Annotated in this window: 17 protein-coding genes; 1 reads left to right on the forward strand and 16 read right to left on the reverse strand. The window is 60.3% G+C overall.

The features are described 5' to 3' along the window. Positions 1 to 16: 16 nt before the first annotated feature. The 15 genes from I6L49_RS13905 to I6L49_RS13975 form a co-directional block, all read right to left on the reverse strand. A complete protein-coding gene (locus I6L49_RS13905; RefSeq protein WP_216949761.1) occupies positions 17 to 946 on the reverse strand; it encodes a PilW family protein in 930 nt (309 codons plus the stop codon). Next, a complete protein-coding gene (locus I6L49_RS13910; RefSeq protein ID WP_216949762.1) occupies positions 946 to 1,506 on the reverse strand; it encodes a prepilin-type N-terminal cleavage/methylation domain-containing protein in 561 nt (186 codons plus the stop codon). Before I6L49_RS13910 ends, I6L49_RS13905 begins: the two co-directional genes overlap by 1 nt. Beyond that, a complete protein-coding gene (locus I6L49_RS13915) occupies positions 1,493 to 1,987 on the reverse strand; it encodes a prepilin-type N-terminal cleavage/methylation domain-containing protein (RefSeq protein ID WP_139405096.1) in 495 nt (164 codons plus the stop codon). The genes I6L49_RS13910 and I6L49_RS13915 overlap by 14 nt, the downstream gene beginning before the upstream one ends. Before the next feature lie 59 nt (positions 1,988 to 2,046). After that, positions 2,047 to 2,490, reverse strand: a complete 444-nt coding sequence (locus I6L49_RS13920; protein ID WP_216949763.1) for a prepilin-type N-terminal cleavage/methylation domain-containing protein — start codon at positions 2,488 to 2,490, stop codon at positions 2,047 to 2,049. 14 nt (positions 2,491 to 2,504) lie between these two features. Next, positions 2,505 to 3,176: a prepilin-type N-terminal cleavage/methylation domain-containing protein gene (locus I6L49_RS13925; protein ID WP_159142877.1), complete on the reverse strand. Its 672-nt coding sequence runs from the start codon at positions 3,174 to 3,176 to the stop codon at positions 2,505 to 2,507. A 77-nt stretch (positions 3,177 to 3,253) separates the two neighbouring features. Further along, positions 3,254 to 3,715, reverse strand: a complete 462-nt coding sequence (locus tag I6L49_RS13930) for a hypothetical protein (RefSeq protein ID WP_139732132.1) — start codon at positions 3,713 to 3,715, stop codon at positions 3,254 to 3,256. Positions 3,716 to 3,792: 77 nt separating this feature from the next. Next, positions 3,793 to 5,013 (reverse strand): type II secretion system F family protein, encoded by a 1,221-nt coding sequence (locus I6L49_RS13935; RefSeq protein WP_043826246.1) that lies wholly within the window; start codon positions 5,011 to 5,013, stop codon positions 3,793 to 3,795. A gap of 3 nt (positions 5,014 to 5,016) precedes the next feature. Next, a complete protein-coding gene (gene mshE, locus I6L49_RS13940) occupies positions 5,017 to 6,726 on the reverse strand; it encodes an MSHA fimbrial ATPase MshE (RefSeq protein WP_216949764.1) in 1,710 nt (569 codons plus the stop codon). Between the two features lie 74 nt (positions 6,727 to 6,800). Then, positions 6,801 to 7,880: a tetratricopeptide repeat protein gene (locus I6L49_RS13945; RefSeq protein ID WP_216949765.1), complete on the reverse strand. Its 1,080-nt coding sequence runs from the start codon at positions 7,878 to 7,880 to the stop codon at positions 6,801 to 6,803. Beyond that, entirely contained in the window at positions 7,877 to 8,767 is an 891-nt protein-coding gene (mshM, locus tag I6L49_RS13950) for an MSHA fimbrial biogenesis protein MshM (protein ID WP_111900320.1), read from the reverse strand. The genes I6L49_RS13945 and mshM overlap by 4 nt, the downstream gene beginning before the upstream one ends. Before the next feature lie 92 nt (positions 8,768 to 8,859). Beyond that, positions 8,860 to 10,527, reverse strand: coding sequence for a pilus (MSHA type) biogenesis protein MshL (gene mshL / locus I6L49_RS13955; RefSeq protein WP_139405092.1), 1,668 nt, complete (start codon positions 10,525 to 10,527; stop codon positions 8,860 to 8,862). A 70-nt stretch (positions 10,528 to 10,597) separates the two neighbouring features. Continuing rightward, entirely contained in the window at positions 10,598 to 10,927 is a 330-nt protein-coding gene (locus I6L49_RS13960) for an MSHA biogenesis protein MshK (RefSeq protein ID WP_005342886.1), read from the reverse strand. Beyond that, the gene (locus tag I6L49_RS13965; RefSeq protein WP_100647015.1) at positions 10,920 to 11,567 is read right to left on the reverse strand and encodes an MSHA biogenesis protein MshJ; all 648 of its coding nucleotides are present in this window, start codon (positions 11,565 to 11,567) and stop codon (positions 10,920 to 10,922) included. The genes I6L49_RS13960 and I6L49_RS13965 overlap by 8 nt, the downstream gene beginning before the upstream one ends. Continuing rightward, positions 11,567 to 12,160, reverse strand: coding sequence for a PilN domain-containing protein (locus I6L49_RS13970; protein ID WP_069528443.1), 594 nt, complete (start codon positions 12,158 to 12,160; stop codon positions 11,567 to 11,569). The genes I6L49_RS13965 and I6L49_RS13970 overlap by 1 nt, the downstream gene beginning before the upstream one ends. Beyond that, positions 12,160 to 13,023 (reverse strand): MSHA biogenesis protein MshI, encoded by an 864-nt coding sequence (locus I6L49_RS13975; protein WP_216949766.1) that lies wholly within the window; start codon positions 13,021 to 13,023, stop codon positions 12,160 to 12,162. Before I6L49_RS13975 ends, I6L49_RS13970 begins: the two co-directional genes overlap by 1 nt. Positions 13,024 to 13,110: 87 nt before the next feature. On the opposite strand from I6L49_RS13975, the gene I6L49_RS13980 reads away from it, so the two are divergent. Continuing rightward, the gene (locus I6L49_RS13980) at positions 13,111 to 14,034 is read left to right on the forward strand and encodes a 1-aminocyclopropane-1-carboxylate deaminase/D-cysteine desulfhydrase (protein WP_216949767.1); all 924 of its coding nucleotides are present in this window, start codon (positions 13,111 to 13,113) and stop codon (positions 14,032 to 14,034) included. Between the two features lie 76 nt (positions 14,035 to 14,110). Here the strand turns inward: I6L49_RS13980 and I6L49_RS13985 are convergent, their stop codons facing one another. Then, positions 14,111 to 16,039 carry an EAL domain-containing protein gene (locus tag I6L49_RS13985; protein WP_042081406.1) on the reverse strand — a complete coding sequence of 643 codons (1,929 nt, stop codon included), beginning with the start codon at positions 16,037 to 16,039 and terminating at the stop codon, positions 14,111 to 14,113. Positions 16,040 to 16,221: the final 182 nt, after the last annotated feature.

Below are 16,221 nucleotides of genomic sequence, written 5' to 3' on the forward strand. Positions count from 1 at the left end.
TCCGAAAGCCTGTGGATCAGGGCACATTGAACACCTCTATCTTGTGGTTGAAGGTGACCGACTCCCCCTTGCGCTCGAACACAAAACGCATACCAAACTCCCCTTCGGCGTTAAACGCCGAGGTTTCCCGATAGAAGGTGCCTATACGAAGGGAATCCGCCATCAACACGCCCTGTGCAGGTAAGGATGCCCCAATGGGCGCGGTAGCGCGGGTCAGCGTGTTTCCTTCCACACAGTAACGTACCTGCTGGTTGGCAAAGTAGACCCGGCTGCCAGGAGAGAGGCCCGTCAGACTCTCGGTGCTGGTATAGCGGATGGTTTGCGCTCCGGATACGGGCGTCAGTACATCGGTAACCCTGGCTACGCAGCGGCCATAATCGCAGCCTGCCGTAAGCGAACCGACATTTTTGTCCGGCACGGGGAATACTATCAGCTGATCGTCTTTTTTAACGGCGGTGGCATCCACATCCAGCGGATTGGCAGCAGAAGCCGGGGTCGCCATCACCAGCTCAAGGGTGGACGTGCTCCCAGACATGGCGCGGTTAAGCGCCAGATAGCGGCTCGAGGTGCTGATGGGCCAGAACCGCAAACAGGCACCAGTGTCGCCCCATGTCCCGCCAGTCGTCTCGATCCGCTCCGAGCCCGGCACCGCATCACGCAATTCACGGTTAAGCCGCTCCATGGCGAAGCGGGCATCGCTCATCAGCAGCTCACGACTACTGGCATCGCCATAAATCTGGGTACCGATACCGATAAACTGGCTGGTAAAGGTCGCCATAATCCCGAGCAACAGGATGACCATCACCAGCTCGACCAGGGTAAAGCCACGGTTACCCCGAGGTTTACGGTAGGTTCGATTGGCCGGTAGGCGCAATCGAACGCCGGAAGTGGTTACAGGCGCGGATATTCTGGTAGAGAGGCAACCCCCGACAGCAGAGCGATCCATCAGTAATTCCCCCGATAGAAGGAGAAGTCGAACACGCTCTGATCCGGTAGCTTGATCTGCAGATCAATACGCTTGCCCACAGAGCAGGGGGCGACACAACTCTTGAAGGTGCCGTCGCTGAAATCGGCTCCACTCACCGCAATTTTCACCTGATAGTTGCGATACTCCTCGCTGCTGACTCCCGTCGCAGTCTGAGTCAGCGTGTTGGCATCCACCCAGCTACCTGCGGTATCGAAATCATCCACATCGTTATAGGCATAGGATGCGGGCTCGCCATCCGGACCATAACTGGTGGAGCAGGAAGAGATGGTCACCCCTGCCACCTGCTCGCCACAACGATAACGACCACCGTTATGATCCGAATGTTCATCAAACGACTTTTGCAAGATCTCGCCGGAGAGGCGCTGGGCCAGCTGGGTGGCGCGTACCTGCTGCACTGGGTCTACCGCCTGAGGCGCCTGATTGATGAGTAACCCCAATACGCCGGTCAAAGCCACCGCCAGCAGCACTATGCCAACGATCAGCTCAATCAGGGTGAAACCGCGCTTAAGGGATCTCATGAATAAACCCCTCGGATTCAATCTTGATACGGCTGATTTCGCGGCCATCACTCACCAGCAAGGTACAACCGGTAGCACAGTTGCCTAGCGGTCTCCCCATCTGATCGAAGCGCAGCACGAAGCGGTTGTTGTTATCTAGGGAGATGGAGATACCGGCAGAGGGCGTAACCAGTCGACCACGAGTCTCCAACTGGGGAGTCCAGCCACTATTGGTATCCAAATTATCGCTGGCGGGACACGCAGCATAAGTTCGGTGGGCAAAACGGGGAGAGGCAACCACCAGCTGGGTACAGCGGTTGGCAGGCTCATGCATATTGACGGTCTGTACCAACCGCAGCCGGGTAAGCAGCTCGTCACGCACGGTTTGAGTTTCAAAGCCGCCTTTGCCCAGCCATTTGGGCACGGCAAAGGCGGCCAGAATCCCGAGTAACAGGATCACCAGTACCAGTTCAATCAGGGTAAAGCCCTTGGTTGCAGGCATGGGACTTCTCATCAGGGAAAAGAGAAAGCGAGGCCGAAGCCTCGCTTGTCCAGATATTATTACTTACAGTTCTTCAGCTCGACCTTAAACGGTACACTTTCCGAAGTAGCTGCTGTATAAGTCACATAGCACTCGTTACCCTTGGTATTATCTGGATAGAAATCCGAGGAAGTAGCTGAAGCGCCAGATACTTTCCAACCATCCAAAGTGACAGCCGCAGAAACGGTATCAGCAGTTGGATAGCCGTAAATTACTTTAACACCCGTCATGCCGGTCAGAGCGGTTCCACCCGCAGCAGATGCTTTTTCCTGGCCTTCCAAAGCAGCCTTGCTATAAACCAAATTGGCTGCACTCTGCAGTGCAGATTGAACACCCTGCGCAGCAGACTTACGAGCATCATCCTGCAGATTCAGGAACTTGGGTGCAGCGGTGACCGCCAGAATACCCAGAATGATGATCACGATAACCAGTTCGATCAGGGTAAAACCCGCCTGTTTTTTCATTTCACTTTCCTCTGTTAATTAATATTTGTGGTCACCTGACCGGATGCCGGGCGGTAACTGAAACTCATAAATGCATCAGTCTTGCCTTGCGGATCCTGATACTTGCCATCACTGCCCTTACTCAAACTATTGACCAAATAGTAGCGGCAGACCGAATCCAGTCCATTACTGCTTACTGTGGCATAGTATTTCAGGTCATTGCCGCTACCGCGCACTTCATTGAAGCTGGCCGTAGCCTTGGGCGGGTTTTGCAGTAACCCCTCCCAAATATTGAGACAACGTTCGGCTGTCAGATTGGCCGGATCCACATCCGGATTACCGCTTGCAACGGTATCCATCGGATAGCCGGGCGACAGCTCGCCGTTGCTGATCTGGGTATCGGTCGGTGTGGTCAGATAGAAGCGGCTGCCGTCATAGAGCACGGTATTGAGGCTGTCCTGTTTGGCGCGACCTTCCGCCTCCCATTGAGCACGCACCAGCGAAACGCCGGTAGCAAAACCGCCGGAGACTCCCTCGACGCTGGCCTTTTTCGCTTCATCTGTCACATCGAGAAAGCGTGGCAGCGCAGTCACCGCCAGGATCCCCAGGATCACGATAACGATCACCAGCTCAATGAGGGAGAAGCCGGCAGACCGTCTCCTCATCCCGTTTTCCGGCATTGTTGATGCCATTGGTTTCATTGTCATGCTCCCTCCGTAATGCCCCACATTATTTCATGCAGGCCCAAAAAAATCATGTAGTTGGGTCATATGATTAGTTTCATTCAAGGCTTTTTCATCACCCGCCCGTCAGAAAACTGATAAACCAGCCAATAACCATCCCACCCCATCTCGCAACCACTGCCATCGGGGCGGGCCAGAACCTGCAGGGGAGGCATGCCCCCCTCCGTCTCACCCATCAGTGCCAGCCACAACTGACGGCAATTTTCCGAAGGAGATTGCAGCGGCACCAGCCCCAAGGGCCACCCTCGGGCATCAAACTGCCACCCCTTGCCGGCGACATGCAGTGTCTGCGGGCGCCGCTCATCAAGCCAAATGCCGTGCAAACGCTGTGCCCGCTCGGCAAATTGTTCCCCCAGCAAAGTGAGAGTGAGCTGCTGCGCCTCTTCCCGGTGGCCCTGATAGCTGCGCACCAGGGTCGCCACGATCACCATCAGCAGGATGATCACGGCGATCCGCCTATATCCGGTCAGCCAGCGATCATCCTGCTGCGTCTGTCTGTTCATCCAGCCCTCGACTCCACCGATCACTTGCCTCTTACGGCTCTCATCATGTCCCACCATTCAAGCGTGAAGATGCCGAGTTACTTGCCGCGAACTGCGCGCATCATGTCCCACATGGGGGTGAAGATACCCAGTGCCAGGATCAGTACCATTACTGCCACGATCCCGATCAGGATCGGCTCGATCCGAGCGGTGAGACTCTTGAGGTCATAATCCACCTCCCGCTCGTAATACTCGGCCGCTTCGTGCAGCAGGTCATCGACCTGACCGGTCTCCTCCCCCACGGCGATCATCTGCATCACCAGCGGAGTGAACAGGCCGCTGCTGCTGGCGGTGCGCAGCAGGCTCTCGCCCCGCTCGATACCGGCGCGCATATCCCGCACCCGCCCCGCCATATAAGCGTTATCCACCGCATCGGCCACCAGGGTCAGCGCCGTGTTTAGCGGCACCCCGGCCTTGAGCATCATGGAAAAACTGCGGGCAAAACGGGCCAGCAGGGAGCGCTCTATGATGGTGCCGACGATCGGCAACTTGAGCTGCCAGCGGTGCCAGGTCAGCTTGCCCTTGGTGGTGGCGACCCAGCGGCGCCAGCCGAACACCATCCCCGCCAGAATGGCGAGCAGCAGCCACCAGTAGTGGACGAAAAAGTGGGAAGTCGCGAGCAGAATGCGGGTCGCCAGCGGCAACTCCACCCCGAATTTGGCGAACATGCCGGCAAACACCGGGATCACCATGATATTGAGGATCACCATGGCGATACCGATGGCGATCATCACGAAGCTGGGGTAGCGCATCGCGGTCTTGATCCGCTTGCGGGTCTCCAGCTCCAGCTCGAAATAGTTGGCCAGCTGCAAAAAGGACTCTTCCAGCTGACCTGTGTTCTCACCCACATGGATGATGGCAACAAACAGGCTGCTGAATACCTTGGGGTGCGCCTGCATCGAGCTGGAGAGAGGGCGACCATTGCCGAGATCTTCCCCCAGCGAGTGCAGCGCCCGCTTGAGCGGCTTGCTGTGAGTGCTCTCCTCCAGCCCGGCAATGGCGCGCAAGATAGGGATCCCGGCCCGGGTCAGGGCATACATCTGGCGGCTGAAGATCACCAGCTCGTCCAGCTTGACGCCCCCTTCCAGCAACAGCGACCAGTCGATGGCGGCGGATTTGGCCTTGCCCGGTTTGAGCTCGGTGGGCATCACGCCGCGGCGCATCAGCTGCTCGGCGGCCGCCATCTCGTTGGCCGCTTCGACCACGCCACTGGTGGCGTTGCCCTGGCTGTCACGCCCCTTGTAGGCAAAGTTAGCCATCGCTTACCCCAGATCCTCGGCCAGTCGCAGCACCTCATCCACCGAGGTGATTCCCTGACGGGCATAATCGAGGGCAGTGAGGGCAAGCGGCCGGTAGTGTTCGTGTTGACGGGCCGCCTTGGCGAACCCTTCCGCATCGTTGCGACGCAGGGCATCCATCATCGGCTGATCCAGCTCCAACAGCTCGTAGACCCCGATCCGGCCGGAATAACCGGTAAAGTTGCAGCTCTGGCAACCCCGCCCCTTGTGATAGGTGTGTTGGCCAGCCGCCTCGCCGGAGAGCACGGTGAGCCAGGTGGCCTGCCCTTCGTCGGGCGCCTTCTCCTCGACGCAGTGCTCACATACCCGCCGCACCAGCCGCTGGGCGACCACCGCCCGCAGGGCACTCGCCACCAGATAGCCGGGCGCCCCCATGTCGATAAGGCGCAAGGCACTGGTCACCGCATCGTTGGTGTGCAGGGTGGTCAGCACCAGGTGACCTGTGATGGCGCCACGCAGACCGATCTCCACCGTTTCGTTGTCCCGCATCTCACCCACCAGCAGGATGTCCGGATCCTGACGCAGGGTGGAGCGCAGCACGTTGGAGAAGGTGAGGCCGATCTTGGGGTTGACCTGCACCTGATTGACGCGGGAGAGACGATATTCCACCGGGTCTTCTACCGTGATGATCTTGTTGCTGGACTGGTTGAGCTCGGAGAGTGCGCCATAAAGGGTGGTGGTCTTGCCGCTACCGGTCGGGCCGGTCACCAGGATCATGCCGTGTGGCCGTTTGAGCTGGCGACGGAAACGGGTCAGGATCTCCGGCGGCATGCCGGTCTCGGTCAGCGACAGGATGCCGGAGGATTGATCCAGCAGACGCATCACCACAGACTCGCCATACTGCACCGGCATGGTGGACATCCGCACATCCACATCGCGACCGCGCACCTTCATATTGAAACGGCCATCCTGCGGCAAGCGCTTCTCGGAGATATCGAGCCCCGCCACCAGCTTGAGACGCAGCACCAGCGCCTGGGCGATGCGCACCTCGTTGAGGATATTCTCGTGCAGGATGCCGTCGATCCGCTGGCGAATGCGCAGCACCTTCTCGTCTGGCTCGATGTGAATATCCGACGCCCCCACCTGCACCGCATCCTCAAACAGGGAGCGCAGCAGCTTGGCCACCGTCGCCTCCCCCTCGTCATTGGCTCCCAGATTGCTGGAGCCCAGCTCGAAGCCGGAGTCCTGATACTCCTCTTGCAGCTGTTCGGCGAAACTCTCAATCTCGCGGGTCCGGCGATAGAGGCGGTCGAAATACTCCAGCAGCTGCCCTTCCCGCGCCACCGCCAGCACCATGATGCGCGGGCTGAGCAGGGCGGCGATGGCATCCAGTGCGCTCAGATCGGCCGGATCCGACATGGCCACCGTCACCTTGTCGTCGGTAAGGTTGACCGCCAGCGCCCGATAACGGCGCGCCTGCACTTCGGGCAGCAGCGGCACCGCGGCGGCGTCGATGGTGAGGTTGTTGAGATCGAAGAAGGGCACATCCAGCTGGCGGGCGAGGAACTGCAACAGCTGCACCTCGCTGATAAAGCCGAGGTCGATGAGAGTGGTGCCCAGCTTGCGGCCGGTCTGACGCTGCTGCTGCAGGGCAAGCTGCAACTGATCATCAGAGATGATCTGCTCTTGTACCAGCAGGTCGCCGAGGCGCATTTTCAGTCTGGGTTGTGCCATGTTTGCTCCGATCTCTGTTACTTCACACCCGTTGCCGCATCCGATTAGGCTTAGCTAATCGAACCTGCTGTTTATCAAGGGGTTAGTTGGCCAATTCGTTGTTCCAGCCAGTTGGTCGACGCCTCGCCGAGGTTGCCGTGCAGCAAGGCGTTGCGATAGGCATCGAGCGCCCGCTGGCTGTGACCCTGACCATCCTCGGCCACGCCGAGGCCAAGCCACCAGCGGCCCTGATCCGGCTGCTGACGCAGCAGCTTCACATAGAGCGCCGCCGCATCGGCATTCTGGCCCAACTCCTGAGTCAGTCCTGCCCAGGTGGCGTAGTAGTCCATGTTGCTGGCGAGATCCGGCTGATAGCCGGACAACCAGCCAAGCGCCTGCTGCTGTTGCCCCTCGCTGATGGCAAGGCGGGCCAGCAGCAGACGAAAATCGGCCTGTTGGGGATCGAGCCGGATCCCCTCTTCCAGCAGCTGACGCGCCTCGGTCAGACGGCCCTCGCCGTAGAGCAGCCCCGCCAGCTGCTCGCGCGCCCCCTGATTGTAGGGATCGTGGGCCAGCACCTGATAGTAGTTGTCCTGCGCATCCCGCAGGCTTCCCTTGGCCATGGCGGTAGTCGCCTTGCGCTCCGCCAGTGCCGCCAGCTCCTTGGCCGACAGCTCCACCGTCTCGATCTTCAATACGCTCGGCTTGCGCGGCGAGCTGGCGACGGCCTGCTGCTCTGCCGCCAGTTCGGCGTAAAGCTCGGGCTGCAGCTCTTCATCGGTCGGCTCGGACTCGTCAACATCGCTGGAGGCATCAAAGGGCGCACCGTCGGCCATGCCATCCGAGTCACTCTCGCCTGCCTCATCATTCACCTCATCCTGACTTGGCAACGGCAGCGCGGCCGCCACCTCGACCGGCTCGGGCTGGCTGACCGGCGCGGCGGCCCTTGCCACCACATCGGGGGCGACCACTTCGCTGGCAGCCGTCACGGTATGGGTCTGCTGCCAGTAGATCCAGGTTCGCCAACCAAGGATCCCCAGTGCCAGACCGCAGATCAGGGTCAGCAGCAACATCCACCATCCCTGCTGACGCGCAGGGGCAATATAGACGGCAGCACCTTCGGATCCTTGCTGGCGCCGGTCCAGATCTTTCAGCATCTGGTTGATAACGCTCATGGCCAGACTCCATAAGCCAGGGCGCACCCCAGCAACAGTAACAAGGGCCACCAGCGCCGTGGCGCAAAGCGGCTGGCATCGTCGGTATCGCGAATGGCGAGCCGCACCAGACGGCTATCGATCTGGCGCACACCCTGACCATAGGCCAGCATCAGGCACTTCTGCGCCAGGATATTGATAAGTCTCGGGATCCCTCGCGATGCCCGCCACAACAGACGCATGGCTCGACCTGCAAAAAGCGGTGCCCCGCGGTAACCGGAGACCTGCAATCTGTGCTCCAGATAGGCGCGGGTCTCGTCAAAACGCAGCGGCCGCAGGTTGTAGGAGAAGCCAATCCGCTGGCGCAGTTGGCGCAGATGCGGCTTGGCCAGTCTGGCATCCAGCTCCGGCTGGCCGAACAGCACGATCTGCAGCAGCTTGCTCGATTCGGTCTCGAGATTGCCGAACAGGCGGATCGCCTCCAGCGTCTCGTCCGGCAGCGCTTGCGCCTCGTCGATCAGCACTACCACCCGACTGCCCTGCTGGTGCAGGCTGATCAGGTGACGATGGATACGATCGGTCAGATCCAGCTCGCTCTGATCCCGTACCGCCAACCCCAGCTCCAGCGCCAGCGCGATGCGCAGCTCGGCCGGAGTGAGGTGGGGATTGGGCAACCAGGCAAGCCGCACCGGACGCGCTTCCGAGCCCAGCTCGCTGAGCAGCTTGCGGCAAAGCAGAGTTTTGCCGGTACCCACCTCGCCGGTCACCTTGATAAAGCCCTCCCCCTGCGCCAGCGCCCAGTTAAGCACCTGCAGCGCCTCTTCGTGAGGCGGCAGGCCGTAGTAGAAGCCGGTATTGGGAGTGAGGCTGAACGGTGCCTCCTGCAGGCCGAAGTGGGTCAGGTACATGAGACCTCACCTGCCACGGCAAGCAAGCAGCCTGTGCAGTCAAGACTGCACAGGCCGTTCGGAATAAGGGTGACCGTATCTGGTGTCATGGGTCAGCCCTTGGCCGGATACCACTTGTCGAGCAGCTCGGAGGAGCGTTGCAGCTCGTTTTGCCAGGTATCTTTCTCCACCACGGTCGGTTTGAGCATGATCACCAGCTCCACCTTCTTGGTGCTCTCGCGGCGGTTGGTAAAGGCTTCACCCACCCAGGGAATATCCCCCAGCAGCGGCACCTTGCTGACGATCTCCTGCTTGTCGGTCTTCATCAGGCCGCCGATAACGATGATGTCACCGTTATTGGCCTGCACCACGGTATCGGATTCGCGGATCGAGCTTTTCGCCAACGGCAACACCAGCGTATCGCTGTCTGTCACCTTTATGGTCTTGGTTTGCTCTTCAGTATCGATAACGGAGGGATGGATGTGCAGCAGCACCTTCCCCTCTTCATCGATCTGTGGTGTTACATCCAAAGAAATACCTGAGAAGAAAGGGGTCAACTCTACATTGGGAGTTGTTCGGTCACCGCTCGTCGTGCTCACGGTTGTTGTCGATGCGTTGGTGACGAAGTACTCGTCCGTCCCCACCTTGATCACCGCCTTCTGGTTGTTGGTCGCGGTGACACGGGGGCTGGAGAGGGTATTCACATCGCCCTGAGTCTTGAGCAGGTTGACCGCTACATTGAAGTTGCCGTCAGAGACCTTGAAACCGGCGCCGCCACCCAGTGCAGTGAAGATCTGATTAGGGGTGGTGGGTAACTGGGTATTGGCCAGTGAACCGCCACCGGTAATCCCCTTGTTGCCATCCCAGCTGGCGGAGAGACCGCTCCAGTCCACTCCCTGCTCATACCCTTCGTTGAGGGCAACTTCGATGATCCGCGCCTCCAGCACCACCTGCCGCTTGAGGTGACTATCGGATTGATTCAGGAATTCACGCACCGCCTTGAGCTCTTTCGGGTAGGCGCGAATGGTGACCAGACCCGCCTGCGGGCTGGTGATCACCGCGCGACCATCACCCGTGCCAATCAGGGTCTGCAGAGAATCGCGCAGATCGGTCCAGTAGTCGCTGTTGGTATCGGTCTCGATACGGGTGCCATTGCTGCTGTTGCCGTTCGAGTTGTTGCCGGAGGAGTTATTGGTGCTGTTGTTGTTCGATGCACTGTCAAAACTGCTGTCGCTGCTGTTATTGCTGTCATTGGCCGTCACCCCGCCGGTGCTGACCGAGGTACGGGAGAGACCACGACGGGACATCATCAGGTAGTTGACCGGGATGGTTTCGGTACGCAGACCCGCCGGATAGATATGGAAGACATTGCCCTTGCGCTGCACGTCGAAGCCGTACATGTCGCCCACCACCGCCAGCACTTCCGGCAGAGTCACATCCTTGAGCTCGACGGAGACCAGCCCTGCCACCCCGGGGTGAACCGCCACGCTGTAGCGGGAGCCCTTGAACAGGGAACCGAAAAACTCCACCGCTTCCACGTCGTGAGCCGCGATACGCAGCCGCTTCTCCGGCATGCCGACCGGTATCTGCGGCCGGTTCAACTGCAGCAACTCACTTTGCACCGATTTGGGCAAAGCGGTCAGAGGGGCAGCCTGTTTCTGCTGTTCGTTCATGGCCTGTTTGAGGGCATCCTTCGCCTGGGTCGGCTCGGGGTGCTGATACGTGGTACAGCCTGCAGCCATCATGGCCACGGTGATCAGACAGAGACGGTGTTTTTTCATGTAATTAGGGCACCCTGACTTGCAATTAAACTCGATAAAGCCGATTCACCTCTCGAGAGGCAAGCACGACTCAAACCCGGATCTTGCTGGCAAACAGTGTTACCGCATGGCGTTTTCCCGCCTTTTCCAGCACCACGGCATCGGCATTGATGGCTACCAGCGTATAGCCGTCCACCTGTTGTCCGACCCGATAACTCTTGCCATTGAGTACCGCCAGTGCCGGGCCATTGCCCAGCACCACACTCTGCAGCTTCGGCAAACCGGCGCTGCTCTCGCCGGTCGCACGGGCGCCAACCGCCACATCAGCCAGCGGCGCGGTGGGATCCTGCAATACCTCGACCTGCTCCGCCTGTACCAGCAAGCTGAACAGGCAACAGCACAACGCAAACACTCTAGCCACGGATAAACTCCTTGCTGGTACTCAGGGTGTAGATCTCCATCTCCACCACCGCGCCGGGGTAGGCTTTGACCTGATAGTCGAACTGCTTCCAGTAAAAGTGGCGCGGCAAGGCTTCCAGCGCTTTAAGATATTGATACACATCGAAATAGCCGCCTTCAAGCTGAAGCCGGATACCATGTTTGTAGAGATTGACCTTCTGCTCCCCCGCCATCAGCGGGGTCGGCTCCAGCGAACTGAGGGCCAGCATGTGAAGGTTGGCGGAGCGGGAGAGCAGCGCCTCCAGCACCAGCGGCATCTCGTGCGCCGGGATCAGATCGACGGTCTGGGCCTTGAGCTCATCGTCGATCCGGGCCAGATCCGCCTCGACCTGTGCCAGCTGGTCGCGAACGCCCTGATTGGGATCCCGCTTGAGCCGGGCCTGTTTGCCGAGGTTTTCCAGCTCCATGATCTCGAGGTCGCGCTCGGCGGCGCTCAGGGCCATGCGATCCTGCTGCAGGCGGGTATCGGCACCATCGAGCCAGCCGTAGAGTCCGGCCGCGCCCAGCAGCACCAGACCAGTCAGCAGGATCAACACCCGCTCCCGCTGGCTCAACAGGGCGATACGCTGGCCCCATGCCTGCCATTGTGCTTTCAGGTTCATCAGGGTTTCTCCCGCGCAATGCCGCTCAACTGGAAGGTCAAACGACCCTCCTTGTCACGGCCGAGGGTCAGTTCACCAAACTCCTTGCCCACCAGACTCGGGGTCTGCTTGAAGCGGTTGACCCAGGCCGGCACATCCTGACTGCGTCCGGCAAAGCCGGAGAGGTTGATCCGCCCTTCGTTGATCTCGATGCGCTGCAACGAGAGGTTGCTGCTGCGAATGCGGGAGAGATCCGCCATCACGCTGGCATAGCCCTGGGATTTTTGCAGGGTCAGGCTGCCCAATTGGCGCATCAGCCCCTGCTTGGCCGTCAGCTCATCCTGCTTGTTGACCAGTTGCTGTTGCAGCCGGGGATCTGCCTGATGGCGCGCCAGCTCGGCATCGAGCCGCTGCGCCTCGCTGCGCTTGAGTTCCAGCTCGGCAGAGCGCTGCGCCAGCGCCCGGCTGACCTGCTGCTGCTGCCAGCTGTAACCGACACCCGTCAACAGAATCAGCAGCAGCGCAAAGCCCCATACCAGCGCCATCTGATTGAGGCTGGCCCACTGCCGCTTGGGGCGAAACTCGGCGCCATAGAGGTTTATCTGACGTTTCATCACGCATCCTCACCGATGGCGGCGGCGTAGGCCGAGAGGTATTCGACGCCGGCCAGGACCGCCTTGTTGGCCATGGCGGAGACGGCAAAGCCGAAGGTCTGCTCCATGTGACGCACCAGGGTACCGATAAAGGGCGAGGCGACGGCAAACTGCATCTGCCCCAGCTCGGGCAATTTCAGCTGGCCCGCCAGATAGTCGAGGGAGCGCTGGATCTCCAGCGCCAGTGAATCGAGCAGCATGCTGTCCGGCTCATGTTCGCCAGTCAGGCTGCTAAAACCGCGCAGCTGGCGGGAGAAGCAGAGCCCGCCCTGATGGAAGACCAGCAGTTGCAGATCCTGCCCCTTGGGCTGCCACAGCAGCATGCGCACCGTCTCGTCAGCGTCATAGAGAGAGGTCAGCGCCAATTCGTCGCTGATGATGGATTGCAGGGAGGCGATGCCGTTGATGGCATCGGCCAGCTGTTGCACCCGGCTCTTGGGCAGGCAGATCACATTGATGCGCGGACGACCGGCAGGCGGAGTGGGCAAGTCCACATAATCCATCGCCAGTTGCAGCACGGGTTCGCTGACATAATCCTTGATGGCCCAGGGGAGCGCCCCCGCCATCTCGGCGTCAGGCACGGCAGGCTTGTCGATCTGGATCTGTTGATAAAGGCTGGCGGCGAGGGCCACCCGCACCGTAGACTTGGCCAGCCCATGACGGCTGAACAGCTCGTTCATGGCCACTGCCCACTCCTGTGGGCCGTTGATGGTGCGCGTCGAGAAGACGGGGGGATTGCCCACCGCAGCCAGCATGATCCTGTCATTGGCCAGCAAGAGCCCGACCTGGCGGCTTGGCGTCGACCGTCTGAACAGTTGTTTCATGTAAGCCCGCCCATCAATAGTGATTAAATGTATGAAATATTAACATAAACAGCAGATTAGCCTCCAGATTAAAAGACGGACTCACCATTGCAAGCCAACCTTTCCGCCGAGTCAGAGGGTCAAGCCATCCTCCCTTCCCCCCTGCAACGTCTCCACCATCCGTTGCTGACCCGCTATGGCGTCGAGCTGTGGTGCAAGCGGGATGATCTGATCCATCCAGCCATCTCCGGCAACAAGTGGCGCAAGCTCAAATACCACCTGCTGCATGCAAAAGAGCACGGCAAACGGCATCTGCTCTCGTTTGGCGGCGCCTACTCCAATCATATCCACGCGCTGGCGGCAGCGGGGTGCCAATCTGGTCTTCGTACTACCGGTATCATACGGGGCGAATATGACGCCGTCAGTAACTCTACTCTGCGTGATGCCCGGCGCTGGGGCATGGATCTCGTTTTTGTCGACCGCCAGAGTTACCGGCGACGGCAGGATCCCGACTGGCTGGCCCAATTCGATGCACCCGATACCCTGATAGTGCCGGAAGGGGGTAGCAGCCCGCTGGCCATCCCCGGCGTGGCAGAACTGGTCTGCGAAGTGCCCTTCTCGCCGGATCTCTGGGTACTGCCCTGCGCCAGCGGCGGCACTCTGGCGGGCCTGATCGCTGGGAAACAGGATCGGGAGCAGATCCTCGCCATTGCGGTACTGAAAGGAGGTGGCTTTATCGCTGACGAGGTGTGTCGCCTCCATCCCGCGGCTGCCAATATCCCCGGCTGGCGCATCGCGCTCGATCACCACGACGGTGGCTACGCCAAATTCAGCCCGGCCCTCTGGCAGTGGGTGCAGGATTTCAGCACCGACACCGGCCTGCCCCTTGAGCCCATCTATAGCGGCAAGGCAATGTGGGGTCTGTTTCGCGAGCTGGCGGCAGGCCGTATCGCCCCCGGCAGCAAAATCGTCTTTATCCACACTGGCGGCATGCAGGGGCTCGCCGGGCTGCGTGAGCAGGGGCGACTGTGACCCCCGCCTGACGGCAACCGCAAACAGCATCGCAAGCAAGAGAGGGTCGCCCCAAGGCGACCCTCTCTTGTTTATCTCAATCACCAGCCGGTTCCAGCACCAGACGCTGGGGCTCGGCAAACCAGGGCCCCTGCCCGGCATGCACTCCGAGGTGGCGCAGCATCTTCCACTCATCACCACTCTCCACCCCCACTGCCAGCACACGGGTGCGGGTATTGGCGCAGCCCCCCACCAGACTGCGTACCGCCATCTGGTTGACCTGACGGGCATGGATTTCCCGCACCAGGCTGGGGTGCAGCTTGAGGAAGTTGATCTCGAACTCCTTGATGTACTGGGTGCTCACCACATCCTGACCGGCATGATCGATGGCAAGCTGGCAGCCCAGCATCCGCAGGGAGCGCAGAGGCCGCTTGAGCGCCTCGAAGTGGCGGGTCACTTGGGATTCGGAGAGTTGCAGGATCAGCCGCTCGTTAGTGCTGCGCGGCAGCTGGAACAGGGCGAAGAAGAGCCAGCGCTGGAACTCGCGGTTGAGCAGGCTCTGGGCACTGAGGGTCAGGCTGATGGGACAGCTCTGCTCGGAGCGCTGGCGCAGCAGGGCTAGGGTCTGCTCCGCCACCAGCCGATCCAGTTGCAGTAACAGGCCCACCTTCTCCGCCATCGGCATGAAGATCCCCGCCTGCAAAGCCCGTCCCTGCTCGTCGTGCAGATAGGTGAGCAGCTCCTGCTGCAACACCACCTGCCCCCGATCCTGCTGGATCGGCTGGGTGTAAAATTCGATGCCGTGCTCTTCGAGACGGCGGCTGATCAGGGTGCGCCAACGTACCGTGCCCTTGCTGCTCTGCTCCTCATCCAGCTGCTTCTCGTAGAGGAACCAGCCGTTGTGCCCTTGCAGACGGGCGCTCTTGAGGGCCAGCTCCGCCTCCTCCTGCACCTTGAGCAGGCTGTCTTGTGCCTGATAACAGACGGCGCCGAGATAGACCGCAGTCTCCGGATTGACCTCCTGCGGCCAGTGCAGCCGTTGCAGGCTCTTGAGCAGCTGGCTGGCGCTATCCACCATCTCGCTCTCGGACATATTGGGCAGCAGCACCGCAAAGACCTGACCGGCGTAGCGGGCCTGCAGGGCACCGTTATGCTTGCGCACGAAGGCACCTATGGTGGCGCTCGCCTCCATCATCAAATCGTGCCCCAACAACTCGAACTGATCGGCCTCCAGCTCCTCCAGACAGGCGAGATCGATCAGCAGCACGCCGCCGCTCATCACGCTCGCCTCCATGATGGCGCTCTCCAGCCGGTTGTCGAAAAACAGCCGGTTGCCGATGCCGGTCATCTTGTCGACGAAGGCGTTGCTTCGAATGAAGTTGTCGAAGCGGCTGCGCTCCTTGCGGGCATCCGCCAGCTCGGCGAGCAGATGATCGAGGGCCTGACTGGCGGCCACCGGCCACTCTTCGGCGGGGTCATGACTCAGTTTGGAGAGCTTGTCATCGAGGATCAGCTGGGCGCGAATGCCCAGCAGCTCGGCCCCGCGCAGCTGCTGGCGTAGCCAGCGGATGGAGTACCAGAGACCGAACACCACGATAAAGATGCCCAGCGAGATGCCGGACATCGCCTTGATGGAGTATTCCGCCTCCTTGAAGGGGCGCTCCAGTTTGAAGTTGGCCTGCATGCCGGCCTGATGGGGCAGCGGGTGGCTGTATGGCACCAGCAGCTGCTCGTCGACCGGATTGCGCACATCGCGGAACCAGTAGACCCGCTGGTTATTCTGGCGCACCTCCAGCTCTACAACATGGGCAGCCCGTAGCAGGGTGGGCAGCCAGTGACTCATATCTTCCATGTCGTGAGCAACATCGAGCTGCTTGTCGATCACTTCGACCAGTGCATCGACCTTCTTTTGCTGCAACTCCATGCCCAGCTCGCGAAAGCTGAACACCCCGCCAATCAGCACGGTCGCCATGGCTGCGATCACGCAAAGGGTGATAAATGAGACAAGCTGTGTAGTGAGTTTCATGCGCCTTTCCGTATGCCCAGCATCATCCATGTCGCCTCATGGTAGCAGCGGCGATCGGGCCACAGCTATGGATGAAGATCCCGCTTCTGCAATTTAAGCGGGCAAGCATAACCCAAAGCAGAGGGAGAATACCAAGGATGACGGGCTACAGACGCGGGAAAGGGCGGGATGACAGACAGAAA

The sequence above is a fragment of the Aeromonas sp. FDAARGOS 1419 genome, assembly GCF_019047045.1.
Classification (GTDB): domain Bacteria; phylum Pseudomonadota; class Gammaproteobacteria; order Enterobacterales; family Aeromonadaceae; genus Aeromonas; species Aeromonas veronii.